Source organism: Sphingobacterium sp. JUb20, from assembly GCF_004342035.1.
GTDB lineage: Bacteria > Bacteroidota > Bacteroidia > Sphingobacteriales > Sphingobacteriaceae > Sphingobacterium > Sphingobacterium anhuiense.
The window spans coordinates 141546-158976 of sequence record NZ_SLYV01000011.1 but is presented as its reverse complement, the minus strand read 5'-3'; the positions used below and the strand labels follow the sequence as shown (position 1 = coordinate 158976).

The following is a 17431-nucleotide window of genomic DNA, read 5'->3' as shown; positions in this document are numbered from 1 at the left end:
GTCCAGCCTTAAATCTGGGTTTAAATCCAGCAGGTTTATTTGCCGTTTCAGCAGGCGTGTTCTGTTGATCCGTTTGATCAAGCTGTGCATCTACTTTTTGTTCCGCATCTGCCGGTTCTGCTGTAGTCGCCGGTTTTGTTATTCCAGCCTTAAATCTGGGTTTAAATCCAGCAGGTTTATTTGCCGTTTCAGCAGGCGTGTTCTGTTGATCCGTTTGATCAAGCTGTGCATCTACTTTTTGTTCCGCATCTGCCGGTTCTGCTGTAGTCGCCGGTTTTGTTACTCCAGCCTTAAATCTGGGTTTAAATCCAGCAGGATTGTTTGCTGCTTCAGCAGGCGTGTTCTGTTGGACCGTTTGATCATGCTGTGCATCTACTTTTTGTTCCGCATCTGCCGGTTCCACTGTAGTCGCCGCTTTTGTTACTCCAGCCTTAAATCTGGGTTTAAATCCAGCAGGTTTGTTTGCTGCTTCAGCAGGCGTGTTCTGTTGATCCGTTTGATCAAGCTGTGCATCTACTTTTTGTTCCGCATCTGCCGGTTCCACTGTAGTCGTCGGTTTTGTTACTCCAGCCTTAAATCTAGGTTTAAATCCAGCAGGTTTGTTTGCTGTTTCAGCAGGCGTGTTCTGTTGATCCGTTTGATCAAGCTGTGCATCTACATTTTGTTCCGCTTCTGTCGGTTCTGCTGCAGTCGCCGGTTTTGTTACTCCAGCCTTAAATCTGGGTTTAAATCCAGCAGGTTTAGTCGCGATATCTGCAGTAGGATCAGCTTGTTCTTTTTTATCGTCGACGCTTTCTGTATTGGTCGAAGGTTCAGATACAGGGGACGATGTTATTCCGGCTTTAAATCTAGGTTTGAATCCGGCCGGTTTTGCTGTTACTTCTTGTGATATGGCAGCATTCTGGGTTTTTTCGACATCCTCATCTTTCACTTCTGCTTCAATAGGAGGAGCTATGGCAGGTTTTACCAGTGTTTTAAAGCGTGGTTTAAAACCTGTAGATGGAGTGGCCGTTTCAGCGGCAACAACTTGTTGTTCTTTTACAATTGGAGCAGGTTGTTGTATTTCTTTCTTGTCAACTATTGGCTCCTCTAATCGATAACTTTTTCGGAGTCTATTGAACCAAAATTTCTTGGTATGGTCAAAACTTTTTGCACCCATGGCCACATAGTGCTTTTTAAATTCTTCATAAAGTGAGTTGTCCGCTTTTTTTAAAGCAGTTAAGTCAATCTTTTTTTTAGCGAAAAATTCTTCAAAAGTCATCCTGAAAGTATTTAGTCTATTACAAATGTATACTATTTTATTAAGCTTTAATAGCTTGAGTGCTATTTTGAAATAATTTTGGGTATAAAAAAAGAGCGACAAGCGCTCTTTTTTTATGTTGTTCGAAAAATATTAAGCCATGTTGTGGTATACAGCTTGAACGTCATCATCTTCTTCAATCTTGTCGATTAGTTTTAATACATCTGCAGCATCTTCTTCCGAAATTTCAGAATGAGATAAAGCAATACGTTCTAATTTTGCTGAAGATACCGCGATTCCTTTTTCCTCAAGTAAACGTTGCATATTTCCAAAATCTTCAAATGAAGTTTGGACAACAACTACATCATTTCCCTCTTCATCAGATTCCACATACAATTCTTCAAGACCACCATCAATGAGTTCTAATTCTAGTTCCTCTACATCCAGATCTTCTGTTGCAGGAAATCTAAAAAGAGATTTACGGTTGAAAATAAAGTCTAGAGATCCTGTTTTACCCAATGTTCCACCAGCTTTGGTGAAATAGCTACGTATATTGGCTACAGTTCTATTGGTGTTGTCGGTTGCTGTTTCAATTAAGATAGGTACTCCGTGAGGCCCATATCCTTCATATACATATTCTTCATAGCCTTTGGAATCTTTTTCAGAAGCTCTTTTGATAGCAGCTTCTACACGATCTTTAGGCATATTTACAGCTTTCGCATTGTTTATCGCTGTACGTAATCTAGAATTTGATTCTGGGTGAGGACCACCTTCCTTCACCGCAATTGCAATTTCTTTTCCTAAACGCGTAAATTGGATTGCCATTTTGGCCCAGCGTTTAAACTTACGTTCCTTTCTAAATTCGAAAGCTCTTCCCATGTTATATTTTGTTTGTTTTAAGATTCTCTATCATATCGACAGTAAGCTTTGCTAAATCAAAAGCAGGCTTCCAGTTCCAATCTGCTCTTGCTGGAGAGTCCTCAATACTAGCTGGCCAAGAATCTGCAATGGCTTGTCTAGGATCATTCTCCGAGTAAGTGATTGTAAAATTAGGAAGAATTTTTTTAATTTCTTCAGCTAGTTCTTTTGGGGTAAAACTTACACCTGTTAAATTATAGCTTGAGCGAATCGTTAAACTTTCTTTTGGAGCATCCATCAACTTTAAAGTACCGCGGATAGCATCGTCCATATATAACATCGGTAGTGCTGTATCTTCAGATAAGAAACATTCATACGTTCCTTTCTTAAGTGCATCATAGAAAATATGAACAGCATAATCTGTTGTGCCACCTCCTGGTTCTGCTTTCCAAGAGATAATACCTGGGTAGCGAATACTGCGGATATCTAATCCACGGTTTTCCTGATACCATTCAACAAGTCTCTCGCCGGCAAGTTTGCTGATTCCATAAATGGTATTTGGATCCATCACACAGTATTGATCTGTATTTGTTTTAGGTGAATGAGGTCCAAATACTGCAATTGAGCTCGGCCAAAATATTTTTGATACTTTATATTCAACAGCAAGATCAAGCACATTGAGCAGACCGTTCATGTTAAGGTCCCAGGCTTTTTGTGGATAGATTTCACCAGTCGCCGATAGCATGGCCGCTAATAAATATACTTGTGTTGGTTTATATTTTTGGAATAGGGATTCTATTGCACTTTTGTCAAGTACATTTAGGGTTTCAAAGATTTCCCCATCCTTTAAATTTTGAGGTTCTCTAATATCGGAAGTAACGACATTTTCAATACCAAATTTTTCTCTTAAAGCTGTGGCCAATTCTGTTCCGATTTGACCATTTGCACCGATTATAATAATGCTTTCTTTCATCGATGCAAATATAGTATTTTTATTATCCTAATCAATGTTTCGAAACCATTGAAATGATTAACAGTTATTCTTTTTTTAGTTTTATAAAGTCTTTATTGTCACGGTATTCGGCTCGTTTGCTGTTTCGTTTTAGCGTTTTTTTTCTGATTTTTTAGCAAATTTTATTTGCTTTTATTTTTAATTAAACATGGTTTTATTTGAGAGCAATCGATTGCTTATTTTGCAGCGTCTGTCGTGCTATCAGTTTGTTCTATTTTATACTTAAAAGTTTTAATTTTAGAATAGTTCAGCAAGATATTATTTTAAGATATTTTATTAAAATAGGACTAGGCTATTGATATTACTATTGATTAATCTATTTTTTTGCAATAATCATTAAATATTAGCCCTTAATTTCGTAAGTTTGAGAAATAAGAATGTTCTCATTAGAACATTTATAATACATTTTATAACAAATTAAAGAAAAAGTAGCAAGATGAAAGTCGCAGTAGTCGGCGCAACAGGCCTTGTAGGTACTGAGATGTTAACAGTGTTAGCAGCGCGCAATTTCCCAGTTTCAGAATTAATTCCAGTAGCTTCAGAGCGTAGTAAGGGTAAGGAAATTGATTTTAAGGGAAAGAAGTATAAGGTGGTTACTCCATCTGAAGCTATTGCTTTAAAACCTGATGTTGCTTTGTTCTCTGCTGGTGGAGGTACTTCTTTAGAGTATGCGCCATTATTTGCCGCAGCTGGAATTACAGTTATTGACAATTCTTCTGCTTGGCGTATGGATCCGACCAAGAAATTGGTTGTTCCGGAAGTTAATGGAGATGTATTAACTGCTGAAGATAAAATTATCGCTAATCCAAACTGTTCAACCATACAGATGGTAGTTGCCTTAAAGCCGTTGCATGACAAATATAAAATTAAGCGTGTTGTCGTTTCTACTTATCAGTCTGTGACTGGTACAGGTGTTAAAGCTGTTGAGCAATTGATGAATGAGCGTGCGGGTATTAAGGATGGCGAGAAAGCTTATGCTTACGAGATCGATTTAAATGTTATTCCTCAAATTGATGTATTCCAAGAAAATGGTTATACAAAAGAGGAAATGAAAATGATTTTGGAAACAAATAAGATTATGGGTGATGATTCCATTAAAGTGACTGCGACTACCGTTCGTATTCCAGTAATGGGTGGACACTCTGAATCATTAAATATTGAGTTTGAGCGTGATTTTGATTTAGCAGATGTTCGTGAAGCATTAGCTGCTCAAAGCGGTGTGATTGTCGTTGATGATCCGGCTAATTTGCAGTATCCGATGCCAAAAGATGCACATGGTAGAGATGAAGTATTTGTCGGCCGAATTCGTCGTGATGACTCACAAGCGAATACATTAAATATGTGGGTAGTTGCGGATAATTTGCGTAAAGGTGCTGCAACTAATACCATTCAAATTGCAGAAACATTAAGAGAAAAGGGATTAATTTAATCTGATCTTCATATACGTAAAGAGCTATATCAACACATTGATATAGCTCTTTTTTGTTTTTGGGCTTGTCCCATTGTATTTCTTCTTAATTGCACATCAATCACTTTAAAATGATGCCCTCTCTTTTACTCATTAGAGCTAACTACTTTTCCTATTTTTAACATTTTTTTAATGGATTGCTACGTTTTAAAGAAAATGTGATTAACGTCTACATTAACAGTAATATTTCTACTGCTAGTGTTCACATTTCGTAATTTATTTTTGTGTTCCGTTTTTATTATCAATAAAAAATCCCATCATTCTACCTATTTTATTTGCTTTTTATTTTTTAAGTCGCGATGAAACTTTTTCCATATCTCATGAATGAAAGTTCGGAGATACTCCAACAAATCAAGCTTTTAAAATGTAGGAATAAAAATATTAGGATAATTTCTTAGACTTTCCTATACTTGCATTAAATTAGATTTATTCTAAATAGTGATGAAAGAGCAAAATAATAATGGTATTGATTTTCGATTCTCTGAAGGATTTGAGCTCCTTTATAGACGAACTGCGGATCAACTATTCCATATTATTTTTCGGCAGACTGGTGATAAATCTGTTACGCAGGGTTTGGTTCAAAATATCTATTTGAAATTGTGGGAAAGAAGATTTGAACTCAAGTTGGATCTTCCTGTAGAGCACTATCTCAATCGATCAGCAAAACTTGCCGCATTAGACTATCTAAAAACTGCATCACGAAGAAAACATCACCTACAGGAGATTCTAGGTCAACAAGTACGCGTAACTCAGGAAACAGAGCACGCTATTTTATTTGATGATCTGAAGTTTCAGATCAATGGGATTACAGATCAACTTCCTCCTAAATGTAGAACGGTATTTTTATTAAGCCGGGAAGAGGGATTAAACATCCGTGAGATTTCGAAAAAACTTGCTATTGCTGAAAAGACGGTGGAAGCTCATTTAACAAAGGCTTTAAAGACCATCAGATATTATCTCGAAAAAAAAATCTAAAAAAAACAAATCCGACTAAGGGTATTTGTCCAGTTAGCCAACTAGTTTATTAAAAGATATATTATTTTGGAAATAACCCCAGAAATTTTAGAGCGTTATAATAATGGAACTGCTACTGTTGCGGAAAATGCCGCGGTGGAGTTGTGGCTTGAAAATGACGATCAGGCTGAAAGTACTCTTATGCCCGATGAACTTCAGGAAATGGGATCGGAGGTCTGGAGTAATATTCAGAATATCACTCAGAATGGAAATGGAGTTATTTCAGGATCTGTTCCAAAGATAAATCGCCTCTATACTAAAGTGGCAGCAGCCGCTGTTCTATTATTTTTATTTAGTGCTGGAATATATCATAAGTTTAATTCGGCTTTATTAGATCATACTACTTCTGAAGGTGTTGTCTTTACTTCCGGTAAGGGGCCTATGGAAGTTTTGGGTAATCATTTTAGAATTGAATTTTCAGGATATCTTCAAATCATCAATAAATCGCACGAACCTAAGTCTATTGAATGTACAAATGGTGAGAAGTATACGTTAGCTCCAGGAGAGACTTATTATATGGAGACGATTGCTGGCAGAAATTATTTAATTGCTGAGGAAACACTCTCTCCTGAGGATAATTATGTGCGGTTTGTAACTGGTGATGTTGAAGTTTTTACAGAGACAATTTAGCCTATAGGATTGAGCGATGAGAATTATTGAAAAACAAAGAATGTGGACGTTGCTTTTTTTATTGTTTACTTATCTGACATCTTGCGATTCTTTCAATAGGCCACTGGATGATGATGGAACTATTGTGATTGGCACCCGGGTTAATACACCAAAAGGACGTGTTTTTTATCTTGGGGCTTACGCTGGTATTCCGGAGCAGGTGGATGCACAGGATATGCTTATGTTGGGCAGTGATGTATCTATTTACTCTTACGGTAAACATCCCTATGTGTGGGATGGTACCACTTCTCGATTAAAAAAGTATGCTGTAAATAATAAGATGAATCTTGAAGCTCTAGATTCTATAGATTTGGGAGGTATAGCTAATCGCAGTTCTTTTGGTTCTGTTGCCTTCATTTCTGAGACCGAAGCTTATGTTTTTTTTCTAGGTGAGGGCAAAGTCGTGCAGTTTGATCCTAGTACGATGAAGGTTTCAAAGTTAGTCGTGACCGATGTTTTACCTGGAGGTCCCGATCCTAAAATTGGCACAAATACTTACTATTCATTTATAACCAATGATACAACAGTTCTTTTACCAGTCGGAGCCAATCCTGGTAATTTTGGCAGATTTCCTGATCGTGCGTCAGTTGCAGTATTCAATACTAAAACAAAGGTAGTTAAATACAATATGGATAGCCGGATGTCGATTGGCTATCATAATTTTGCTCAGGATGTAGCGAATGGAGAGCTGTATTATAGACCTTCAAAGTATATCGCCCGTATTCGCGACTATGTTCCGGCTCAGCACAATCCTCCGATAGGTGGTATATTACGTATGAGGTCAGATGGTACTTATGATCCTGATTTTTTTATAGATCTGGAAAAGATCTTGAATGCACATTGTATTCTTTCGGTGATCAATGTTAGAAATAAAGAGGCTCTTGTTCAATATATTGAGCATGACTGGAGTGTTCCTAAAGATCCTGGAGAATGGTATAGTGGACCAACGCAGGTTGCAAGGGTGAACTTGGAGACACTGAATGTGGAAACTAATGATTATTTAAATACTTATGGCGCTCTTTATCCTGTAGGGGAGGTGGATGGAAAGCAATATTACTCGAATTTTGGGGCAAATGATAACAAGTACCATTTTCTGGAATTTGATGACTCTGGTGATTTTATTGATCGCGTGACATCTGTAAGTGGCAGTGGTATATATATAGCACGTCTGAAATAGTATCGTAAAACATATGTACTGTGTAAGCAGCTGTTTTCATGCAGCTGTGCTAAACTGTGGCCTTTGTGTTTCGTTTATTGAAATTTATTATCTTTTATATATTTTTATTTATTTATTGTTTCAAATATGAAATTACTTTTATCAATTATTATTTGTAGTCTTTTACCCTTTTTGGGACTTGCACAAAAGCAGGATAGGGTGAAGGGAAAAATTATGCTTTCTGAAAGCATGCCTGCAAAAGATGCGCTCCTCAGGTTAATAAATACAGCATATCAGTCGAGGACAAATGAAAAGGGAGAATTCTATTTTAATGATCTGCCTACGGGACAGTATATCCTACAGGCAACTATTAATGATGTTGAGCTAATTAGGGAAAACATTTTGATTGACCAAACCCATTCGGAGCTTCCTGTTATCTATGTGATCAAAAAGATGAATAATCTTGACGGGGTTACCATATATGGTTATCGCCGTAATAAATTTTTAGATCGTGACAGTACTTCCGTTGCTAAGATGCCATTGTCGTATATGGAGAATCCACAATCTTACAGTACCGTTAATCAAACGATTATGAAAGAGCAGATTACGACGGATTTGTCGGAAGCCTTGAAAAATGCTCCGGGTATCGTCAAAATGCAGGGTAGTCCAGGGCGTGGAAATGGTGACGGCAGTTTTTACTATAGTTTGCGTGGTTTCCCTACGAAAGTATCTATGGTTGATGGTGTTCCTGCTAATACAAATGGTGAAATTGATCCAGCTGATGTGGAGCGCATCGAAATTATCAAAGGGCCGTCAGGGACCTTGTACGGTGGGGCCGTTACATCTTTTGGAGGTCTAATCAATGTCGTGACCAAAAGGCCAAGGGATTACTTTGGAGGAGAGGTTTCTTATACATTTGGCAGCTTCAATCTTAATCGGCTTACTGCAGATGTTTATGGTCCGGTTACAACTAATAGAAAAACACTTTTTCGATTAAATTCTGCTTATCAATATCAGAATGGCTTTAGAGATTCTGAGTTCAGAAAATCATTCTTTGCAGCACCCAGTTTTAGTTATCAGGTTAATGACCGTCTTGTCTTTAATTTGGGTGCACAGATCTACAATTATGAGGGAACGAATACGCCAATTATTTTTTTAAGTAGGAGCCGTCAATTATTTGCAAGAACGCCTAAAGAATTAGGATTTGATTGGAGCAGATCTTACTCGAATAATGATATGACTTTGAAAGCTCCTGCCATTAATGTCAGGTCAGAAATTAATTACCAGCTATCGGATAGCTGGACTTCTCAAACCCTAATTTCCAGAAATTTTAGAAAAACCGAAGGTCTGTATCAATATCAATTTATTCGTGGCAATACTAGTGATGCCTTATTGGAGCGGAATGTACAATGGAATAATTCCGAAGGTAGTTCGACCAGCATACAACAGAATTTCAATGGCACCTTCCAAATTGGGGGTATTCAAAATAAGTTACTGATTGGGTTTGATTATTTAAATCAATCTTTACGCAATAACCATTCACCTATTGTAAAGTATGACACCATTAATGGACAGAATTTAGAAAGTGATTATGGTTTTATTTCTAGGGAGCTAGCGACAGCAAGTATTCAGAAATCTAAATTAAATATGTTAAGAAACTATACGTCAAGTAATGTTTATGGCGCATACTTTTCTGATGTAGTTTATTTGACAGACCGTTGGACTACGCTATTAAGTTTACGTGTGGATCATTTTGATACACGTGGTCAGTTGAATTTAAATACCAATGTGCGCGAGGGTAATTTTAAGCAGACGGCTTTGTCTCCTAAATTTGGAATGGTTTATCAGATTATTAAAGAGCGCTTATCTGCTTATGGAAATTATATGAATGGCTTCAAAAATGTGGCACCAGTGAGCCAACAGCTTGAATCTTACAGTGGGGTTATGAAACCACAGTTAGCTAATCAATGGGAAGCCGGACTGAAATCTAACTTTTGGTCTAATCGCTTCAATTTTACAGCTTCTTATTATGATATTGTTGTTAATAATATGAGCCGTGATATCGAGGTATTTGAGGGGGATAAAGGTTATAAGGTTACGATACAAGATGGAGAGCAGCGCAGTAAAGGTGTGGAGTTTGAGCTTATTACTAATCCAGTTAGAGGATTAAATATGATGGCTGGATATACTTATAATGATAGTAAGTATCAAAAAGCTAATCAAGAAGTTGATGGAGGTAGACCGACATCGGCTGGGCCTGCGAATGTTTTTAATTCGTGGATCAGTTATGTTTTTCAAACGAAGACTTTGCATGGCTTAGGATTGGGTTTTGGCGTTAACCGCGTTGGTGAGCAGATTTCCGTCGATAATAATATTACAGGGCGATTTACTTTCCCTGCTTATACGTTGGTGAATGCTTCCGTATCCCTGGAGCGTGAGAAATATCGATTTGGCTTTCGGATGAATAATCTAACCAACAGTAATTATTTCGCAGGAGATGGAGTTATTGTAGCGCAGATGCCTCGTAATTTTGCAGCGCAACTTAGTCTGAAGTTTTAGCACTAAATCCAATCATCAAAAATGCAATCAATAGTTCGTTAATGCTCGTTATTATAGTTGTTAACGTGCTGAGTAAAGCATTCTCAAATAATAAAGGGGCTGTATTATACAGCCCCTTTATTATTTAGTATTTTTTCTTTGACTATTTTACCGGAACAAATTTCCAAGTATCGTAGTATTTGTTTGATCCGTTTTGACCAGTAGTGATATAACCTACATTGTCAATTCCAAATCCAACAGCATCTTGTCTAGCTTGACCTTGGAAAACTTGGTTATCAGCATTCCAAACATCAGTTGTTGGGTTATATTCCCAGATCGTGTTGATTGTCGTGTTTTTTCTACCACCTACTACATACGCTAGATTGTTCAATACAAAAGTAGATGCGCTTGAACGTGTTAAGTTGTATGTGTAAGAGTTATCACTACGATCTAAATCATTTAATGGAGTCCATTTGGTACCATCAAATTTAAAGAAATCTTCAGGGTATGAGCTATTATCGATACCACCACCTACGTAAGCGACGTTATTGATAACAAAAGCAAATCCATATCTTCTGTTCGATTTTAATGGGCTTTCTACAGCAGTCCATGAATTAGCTGTAGGATCGTATTTGTAGAATGATTTAACGTTTGTATTGTTATCGTTTCCTTTAGAACCAGTACCTACATAACCGAAACCACCAATTGAAAAAGCAATTGCACCATAACGAGCTGCATCAGCAGGTAAGTCTGCAATTTTAGTCCAAGTGTTAGCTGAAACATCATATTTATAGAAATCTGATAGTGCATTTGTTCCATCATAACCAGATCCTACATATCCATTGTTTCCAATTGAAAAAGCAACAGCAGCATAGCGAGCTGAGCCAGGGAATTCGGCCTTTTGAGACCACGTTCCTGAAGTTGCATTATATGCCCAAATATCTTTTTTAGGCACAGATACTTGACCTTCAGTAGCAAGACCAGTTGCTACATAAGCGATATTGTTAATTAAGAAAGATACTGCCCCACTTCTTGCGCCACCATCGAAAGCAGAACCTTTAGTCCATTCTGTTACCTCATCTGTAGTATCATCATCCTTTGATTTACAAGAGTAAGTAGAGAAAGTAACGACGCACGCTAATAATATTAGTAGCCAATTTTTCTTGTTCATAAACTGTTAAAATTTAGTATATAAGATGTTTAATTTTATTCTTGGTTTGTTATTTGCATCCTTTGCAATAATAAGTCGATCTGTAGTTGCGAATAAACTACTTTGCGGCACACTCAAGAATAAAGATGTGTTAAAGTAGCTATCTTTTTTTATATTATTAACATATTCGATCATATTAAACGTATATTTTGCATTCGCACCAAACTCATCTCCTCCTGCCAAAAATCCATATTGAATAGGATCTTGCTGTCCCTGTTGCTGTAAAAATACGGGTGTAGTAATGATACTTACCGGATTTCCACCAGCATTCGCGATCATCAGCACGACGCGAGCAGGCGGGATAAAAAATGAATTGCGATATTTATTTTCTGTTTCTATAACGAGTTCAACCTTATTGATCGCTACAGTTGGATCGTTAACTAAATCCAATAATGTTGGAAAAGTTAATTTAACGACTGCTCCTGTGCTACCTTCCAGGAAAACATCGCCGTTTGTTGCACTGCTTTTCAATTCTGGATTTGTAACACTTAATGTATTGAATGCTGTTCCTGTACGGTCAGCTTCTACATTATTAAACTGATAAGCTTTGTTGCCCAAATTAAATGAAGTAGATTTATTTACTTTAAATCCTTCGTCGTTTATATAGTTATAATGTACCTGCATACTCACGGTATCTTTAAAACCGATCATTGCCGTGTTATTATTTCCAGGAACAAGTGCTATCCCTTTGAAGTATTCATTGAAATTGTCATTTGATGCAATATTTCCATGCCCATCCTTGATATAAGAAAAGAGTGTATTTCCTAAGTTGTCATTTAATCGGATTGCGATTGAATCTAATTTTTTCACAAAGGGTTTAAATGACAAGGATCCTAAAGCAGTTGGTTCGTAGTTAAATTTTTGATTATTATAAACTGCTGCTCCATTAACATAATAAGGCAATTCATTCGTGCCAGAACCAGTATTTACTTCTTTTAATATAATCTGTTGGGTTAATTGGTGGACAGATAATGTTTGCGTTTTCGTTGTATCTCCGTAGAAATATTTGTTAGGTTTTAACACAAAAGTAATGGAGTCATATTTTGCTGCTGTTGGAATTGAGCCAGCAATAATGTTATCGATAGCCATGCGCATATAAGACGTCGAAAGGACAGATCCTGTTGTGGTATTCGAAATTTTTCCGGCTAGAATCATTCCTGTTCCAGATGTTGGTACATCATCTAACAGATAAGTTGATGTATTCACCTGAAAGGTATCGATAGGAACTAATCCTATGGATTCATCTCTTGAATTGTCTAAAGAGAGCGAAATATCTTTATTACAAGCTGAAATGCCTATCAGTAATAACGCTGAGAATAAAAATTGAATACTACGTCTCTTAAAATTTCTTATCATGCTTAAAAATTGAATATTGCAAATGTAATCAATGCGCATTGTTAATCAGTGTTATATTTTGTTAAATATGGTTAATTACCAAGGCGAATGCAAATCTAGTAATTTAAATTTGTTTTTAATTATGGCAAATAAGTTTAAATTATTGATAACACTTTCGGTATTAACAGGTATCGGGATGATTAGTATCTTGGGTATATGGCTTTACGGAAGTTACAATAACCGGCTTGATCTGTTCCTTTCTTCGGCAGAACGGAGTATGTTTAATGTTGTACAAGATGTGTATCAAGCTCATAGTAATGATCTAAAAAGTGATCAGGGCGGGGCATTGGGAAAATTACGGAAAGAATTAAAAGCAAGATATACAGATGCTGAGATAGACTCGCTATTTAAAGATTTTGGATCCTATTACAAACAGTCAAAAGCTGGACCATCTCGAGGAGGAAAGACGATGGGATCACCTTATCCGCACGGAAAGTCGGGAGGAGAAATGATGGCACCTTATTTATTTTCACAGATCGATGTCACACCAGCGATGATCGACGAAATAAATGAAAAGTTTGCCTCTGCTTTAGAAGCTAAGGGAGTCCGCGCAGAATATGATGTTACGACCGATATTTTTCCAAGGGATAGCTTGTTCGCTATCCGTAAGGAATATAGAGCAAAGAAGTTAGCGTGGACAAGACCGATATTGATAGATGCGTCGGACAGTCGCTTTTTAATCGTCAAATTTAAGCGGGTATGGAAAAATCTCCTGTTTGATTTAGGATGGCAGCTGGGCATTGCTATACTTTTAATCAGTATTTTTATCGGTTCCTTTCTCTATCTCTTTAAAACAATCTTTCGACAGAATCGATTAGCTGAGATGCAAAAGGCATTTGTTAATAATATGACGCATGAGCTGAAGACCCCTGTCTCTACTGTTATGACTGCTATCGAAGCGATTCAACTCTATGGGGTAAAAAATGATCAGGTGAAGATGGATCGTTATTTAGCCATTTCCCGTCGTGAGCTTGATCACTTGTCGGATATGATTGATCGGGTTCTTCAATTGGATGTTGATGAACGAAAAGGTCTCAAACTTGAAAAAAAAGAGATTGATCTGATGCTCGTTTTAACGAATGCGGCAGACACTTTTCGGATCAATGTCAGTAAGGAAGTTAAAATTTCTGTGAACAGTTCTATTCCTAACTTAGCATTAAATGCCGATGAATCGCATCTCCGCAATGTTATTAATAATTTACTAGAAAATGCAGTCAAGTATTCTGCTAATACGGTTGATATTATTATAGATGTCCATGACTATAACGATTATATTGAGTTTAGTGTTGCTGATAAAGGGAAGGGCATCGCTCCGGAGTATCAGAAAGAGATTTTTGGTATGTTTTTTCGCGTTCCTGAAGGTAACTTACATCCAGTAAAGGGTTTTGGAATCGGCTTGGCCTATGTGCGCCAGGTGATACTGCAACATGGAGGTAAAATTACAGTAAAAAGTAGTCCAGGTAAAGGTAGTGCCTTTACGATCAAAATACCTAAATAAGCAAATTTATGATTGATATTTTATATGTTGAAGATGAAGCGAGCCTGGCACTTATTGTTGCTGATAGTCTGGAGATGAACGGTTTTTCAGTAAGACATTGTCAGGATGGGCAACTGGCTCTTCGTTTGTTTGAAAAGCAAAAGCCGGATATTTTGCTTATTGATGTGATGATGCCAGTGATGGATGGCTTTACGTTGGCTACACATATAAGAGCCTTAGACAGTCAGGTGCCTATTATTTTCCTTACCGCTCGCGTGCAGACAGAAGATGTTGTTAAAGGTTTTCATTTGGGGGCGAATGATTATGTTAAAAAACCTTTTCGTATTGAAGAGTTGGTCGTTCGTATCGAATCATTGGTTAAGAACAGTCCTAAAATGCAGCTTAGTCAAAATTTAATGATCGGTGATTATGTCTTAGACAGCTTGAGACAGACACTCAGCTATAAAGGCGAAAGTATTAAGTTGTCTTATCGGGAGAGTGAACTGTTAAGGAGCTTGTATGAAAATAGGAATCAGGTAATTCCTCGTGAAGATATCATGAAGACCTACTGGAGTTATGATAAATATTTTTCTGGAAGAAGTCTTGACGTATTTATAAGTCGAATCAGAAAATATTTGAATCAAGATCCACGGATCAAGATTAGCAATATACGAGGTATAGGTTATATGCTTTCTGTTGAGGAATTGCTCTGAAGGCGTTCTGTAGGGCTAAGTTTTCTGGACTTTGGTCAGCTCTTGAAAATATTATTTTTAAGTTACAATTGAGGGACTCTGTAAGGAAAAGAATAAGTATATTTAAAGGAGTGATCTGAAGATGGAGAAGTATTTATCAGTGATCAATTAAGAAGAACGGATTGAATAATTTGCTTTTATATTTAGGACGATTATAATTGGGTATAAACGCAAATTTATCTAAGTTTGTACGCTGTAAAAAGGAATAAAAAAATGAAAGATAGTGTATTGAGTAGAAAAGAGAAAATTGTTCGTGAGGCATTGAATTTGTTCTCAGAACAAGGTTATGCAGATACCTCTACCAAAGCTATTGCTCAAAATGCGGGTGTGTCTGAGGCTTTAATTTTTAAACATTTCGGGAATAAGGATGCTTTATTGGTTCACCTTATTAAGGCTGGCTATCGTAAAGTGCTGACACATCATAAGGGTATGATGACTTACCGTGATTCTAAAGATTTTTTACGTAAGATGATCAATTTACCGAGTAAGCTGGTCGCTGATGAACCTATCTTTTGGAAATTACAAGAGCGCCTTTCCCATCATCCTTTTTCAAGACAACAGCATGAACAGTTTATGAAACCCGTGCAGGCGATTATTGTGCGGGCTTTTAAGGAGCTGGGGTATAAAAATCCGGACTTGGAAACCGAATTTTTATTGATTGTAATCGATACTTTATGGAAAAAGGAAGCTAATGGTGAACTTGATCATGCGATGGAGCTAGCCATATTATTGGAAGAGAAATATAACTTGATATAGGTTATATTTTTTTGCTCGATAATGCAAGTTTATGCATGTTTCATAAAATTGTTGCACAAACTGTTTTTTATTGTGTGAAAAATACCCGTTATTCGTATTCTATTTTAAACAAAAAATTATGTTAAAAAAACTAGCTTTGGGTGTTGCCGCACTGGCATCTTCCATCTCTTTTTCACAAGCTCAAGATAAGAAGGATTTTGTGAAATATATTAATTCTCCCCATGCTTGGGTTGATTCTGTATTTAATAACTTGACACCTAAAGAACGTATCGCCCAACTTTTTTTGGTGCGTGCCCATACCAATCTGGGACAGCGTTATATTGATTCTGTAGCACAGGTTGTTCAAGATGAGCAATTGGGCGGTCTTGTTGTATTTCAGGGCGGGCCGGTTCGTCATGTGGATATGTTCAATCGTTATCAGCATCTTTCAAAAGTGCCTTTATTGATCACTTTTGATGGAGAATGGGGTTTAGGCATGCGTCTTCCCGATTCAACGCTATCTTATCCTTATCAGATGACTTTGGGAGCTATACAGAATGATCAATTGATTTATCAAATGGGCCAAGAAGTTGCAAAAGATTTTCATCGGATTGGCATGCATTTTAATTTTGCTCCTGTTGTTGATATTAACAATAATCCTAAAAATCCAGTTATCGGATTCCGTTCTTTTGGTGACAATAAAGAGAATGTCGCAAAAAAGGCTAAAGCATATATGGATGGAATGATGAATGGTGGCATTATTTCATCACTCAAGCATTTTCCGGGACATGGTGATACTGATGTTGATTCTCATCATGACTTGCCTCAACTGACCTTTACAAAGGATCGTCTAGAAGCTTTGGAAATGTTTCCATTTAAAGAATTAATTCGTTCTGGTGCGCCTGCGATTATGGTTGCTCATATGAATATTCCAAGTTTAGACCCTACTCCTAATATTCCCTCTTCCATTTCAAAACCTATTGTGACAGGGATATTACGTGAAGAGTTAGGTTTCCGCGGTTTAACGGTAACCGATGCCATGGATATGAATGGTGTGAAAAAGTTTTTCCCTCATGGTGAAGCTGACGTAATGGCTATTATTGCAGGCCATGATTTGTTGGAAGTATCTGAAAATAGTAAACGCGCTATTGACCTTGTATTGAAAGCAATCGGGGAGGGCCGAATCAATCAAGCGGATTTGGATGCGCGTGTTAAAAAAGTACTCGCGTCAAAGCTGTGGTTGGGTTTAGATCAATATCGTGATGTGAATACCGTAAATCTATATTCGGATCTGAATAGAACCTCTTCAAAGCAGCTGATAGACCAATTGGCGGCATCATCGGTCACGGTTTTGAAATCTACGGATAAAATAAAATCATTTAAAAATTCAGAAAAAACGGCAATTGTCAATATCGGATTAAAATCTCCGGGCACTTTTCAACAGATAATGGCCGATGCGCTGACTAATGAAACGCAGTATTTTGTTACTGATGAAACTAGTGAGGCGGAATTAAAGAATATCATCAAAGAGGTCAAGAAAAATAAACAGATTATAGTTGCGATTCATGATACACGCTCTCGCCCAAGACCTGAAGTACCAGCGAATAATGAGGTAAAGAATTTGGTAAAAAAACTGGCTAAGAAATCAATCGTTACTTTTTTCACGAATCCTTATGCATTGGATGGTTTTAAAGGTGTCCATAAAAGTAAAACTATTTTAGTTGCTTATCAAAATGATGATTTTATGCAACGTGCTGCAGCAAAAACAATTTTGGGACAAAATATTGCTACAGGGAAATTGCCGGTCACTATCAATAAATATTTCAAGTACGCTGCGGGTAAATAGCGGAATTGATTCTTTTAAAAGAAAAAGGGGCTTATCATTTGATAAGCCCCTTTTATTATGG

General features: G+C 37.1%; 13 protein-coding genes. 9 read left to right on the top strand and 4 right to left on the bottom strand.

Features of this window, described 5'->3' with window-relative positions; all coding sequences use genetic code 11:
• Window positions 1–1393: 1393 nt before the first annotated feature.
• Window positions 1394–2119 (bottom strand): YebC/PmpR family DNA-binding transcriptional regulator, encoded by a 726-nt coding sequence (locus EDF66_RS18880; RefSeq protein WP_132844318.1) that lies wholly within the window; start codon window positions 2117–2119, stop codon window positions 1394–1396.
• 1 nt (window position 2120) lies between these two features.
• Entirely contained in the window at window positions 2121–3071 is a 951-nt protein-coding gene (locus EDF66_RS18875) for an NAD-dependent epimerase/dehydratase family protein (protein ID WP_132844316.1), read from the bottom strand.
• 475 nt (window positions 3072–3546) lie between these two features.
• On the opposite strand from EDF66_RS18875, the gene EDF66_RS18870 reads away from it, so the two are divergent.
• The 5 genes from EDF66_RS18870 (at window position 3547) to EDF66_RS18850 (ending at window position 9976) form a co-directional block, all read left to right on the top strand.
• Window positions 3547–4539, top strand: coding sequence for an aspartate-semialdehyde dehydrogenase (locus EDF66_RS18870; RefSeq protein ID WP_021190281.1), 993 nt, complete (start codon window positions 3547–3549; stop codon window positions 4537–4539).
• Window positions 4540–5019: 480 nt separating this feature from the next.
• Window positions 5020–5553 (top strand): sigma-70 family RNA polymerase sigma factor, encoded by a 534-nt coding sequence (locus EDF66_RS18865; protein WP_132844315.1) that lies wholly within the window; start codon window positions 5020–5022, stop codon window positions 5551–5553.
• 66 nt (window positions 5554–5619) lie between these two features.
• On the top strand, window positions 5620–6222 hold the full coding sequence (locus EDF66_RS18860) for a hypothetical protein (protein WP_132844313.1): 603 nt from the start codon (window positions 5620–5622) through the stop codon (window positions 6220–6222).
• Between the two features lie 16 nt (window positions 6223–6238).
• The gene (locus EDF66_RS18855; RefSeq protein WP_132844311.1) at window positions 6239–7438 is read left to right on the top strand and encodes a hypothetical protein; all 1200 of its coding nucleotides are present in this window, start codon (window positions 6239–6241) and stop codon (window positions 7436–7438) included.
• 126 nt (window positions 7439–7564) lie between these two features.
• Window positions 7565–9976: a TonB-dependent receptor gene (locus EDF66_RS18850; protein WP_243656089.1), complete on the top strand. Its 2412-nt coding sequence runs from the start codon at window positions 7565–7567 to the stop codon at window positions 9974–9976.
• Between the two features lie 142 nt (window positions 9977–10118).
• Here EDF66_RS18850 and EDF66_RS18845 read toward each other — a convergent pair whose 3' ends face one another.
• On the bottom strand, window positions 10119–11126 hold the full coding sequence (locus EDF66_RS18845) for a Kelch repeat-containing protein (protein ID WP_132844309.1): 1008 nt from the start codon (window positions 11124–11126) through the stop codon (window positions 10119–10121).
• A gap of 6 nt (window positions 11127–11132) precedes the next feature.
• Window positions 11133–12521: a DUF4270 family protein gene (locus tag EDF66_RS18840; RefSeq protein ID WP_165902472.1), complete on the bottom strand. Its 1389-nt coding sequence runs from the start codon at window positions 12519–12521 to the stop codon at window positions 11133–11135.
• A 121-nt stretch (window positions 12522–12642) separates the two neighbouring features.
• Here EDF66_RS18840 and EDF66_RS18835 point away from each other — a divergent pair, with 121 nt between their 5' ends.
• The 4 genes from EDF66_RS18835 to EDF66_RS18820 all read left to right on the top strand — a co-directional run bounded on the left by EDF66_RS18835 (window position 12643) and on the right by EDF66_RS18820 (window position 17370).
• Complete coding sequence (locus EDF66_RS18835) at window positions 12643–14058, top strand: sensor histidine kinase (protein ID WP_165902471.1); 1416 nt, start codon at window positions 12643–12645, stop codon at window positions 14056–14058.
• An 8-nt stretch (window positions 14059–14066) separates the two neighbouring features.
• Window positions 14067–14750, top strand: a complete 684-nt coding sequence (locus EDF66_RS18830; RefSeq protein ID WP_132844305.1) for a response regulator transcription factor — start codon at window positions 14067–14069, stop codon at window positions 14748–14750.
• A 252-nt stretch (window positions 14751–15002) separates the two neighbouring features.
• Window positions 15003–15545: a TetR/AcrR family transcriptional regulator gene (locus tag EDF66_RS18825; protein ID WP_021188632.1), complete on the top strand. Its 543-nt coding sequence runs from the start codon at window positions 15003–15005 to the stop codon at window positions 15543–15545.
• A 118-nt stretch (window positions 15546–15663) separates the two neighbouring features.
• Window positions 15664–17370: a glycoside hydrolase family 3 protein gene (locus EDF66_RS18820; RefSeq protein ID WP_243656088.1), complete on the top strand. Its 1707-nt coding sequence runs from the start codon at window positions 15664–15666 to the stop codon at window positions 17368–17370.
• Window positions 17371–17431: the final 61 nt, after the last annotated feature.

Coding starts and splice junctions, on each gene's coding strand:
- EDF66_RS18875 (WP_132844316.1), bottom strand. CDS start 3,071: ATGAAAGAAAGCATTATTATAATCGGTGCAAATGGTCAAATCGGAACA.
- EDF66_RS18820 (WP_243656088.1), top strand. CDS start 15,664: ATGTTAAAAAAACTAGCTTTGGGTGTTGCCGCACTGGCATCTTCCATC.
- EDF66_RS18840 (WP_165902472.1), bottom strand. CDS start 12,521: ATGATAAGAAATTTTAAGAGACGTAGTATTCAATTTTTATTCTCAGCG.
- EDF66_RS18865 (WP_132844315.1), top strand. CDS start 5,020: ATGAAAGAGCAAAATAATAATGGTATTGATTTTCGATTCTCTGAAGGA.
- EDF66_RS18835 (WP_165902471.1), top strand. CDS start 12,643: ATGGCAAATAAGTTTAAATTATTGATAACACTTTCGGTATTAACAGGT.
- EDF66_RS18845 (WP_132844309.1), bottom strand. CDS start 11,126: ATGAACAAGAAAAATTGGCTACTAATATTATTAGCGTGCGTCGTTACT.
- EDF66_RS18855 (WP_132844311.1), top strand. CDS start 6,239: ATGAGAATTATTGAAAAACAAAGAATGTGGACGTTGCTTTTTTTATTG.
- EDF66_RS18870 (WP_021190281.1), top strand. CDS start 3,547: ATGAAAGTCGCAGTAGTCGGCGCAACAGGCCTTGTAGGTACTGAGATG.
- EDF66_RS18825 (WP_021188632.1), top strand. CDS start 15,003: ATGAAAGATAGTGTATTGAGTAGAAAAGAGAAAATTGTTCGTGAGGCA.
- EDF66_RS18830 (WP_132844305.1), top strand. CDS start 14,067: ATGATTGATATTTTATATGTTGAAGATGAAGCGAGCCTGGCACTTATT.
- EDF66_RS18850 (WP_243656089.1), top strand. CDS start 7,565: ATGAAATTACTTTTATCAATTATTATTTGTAGTCTTTTACCCTTTTTG.
- EDF66_RS18880 (WP_132844318.1), bottom strand. CDS start 2,119: ATGGGAAGAGCTTTCGAATTTAGAAAGGAACGTAAGTTTAAACGCTGG.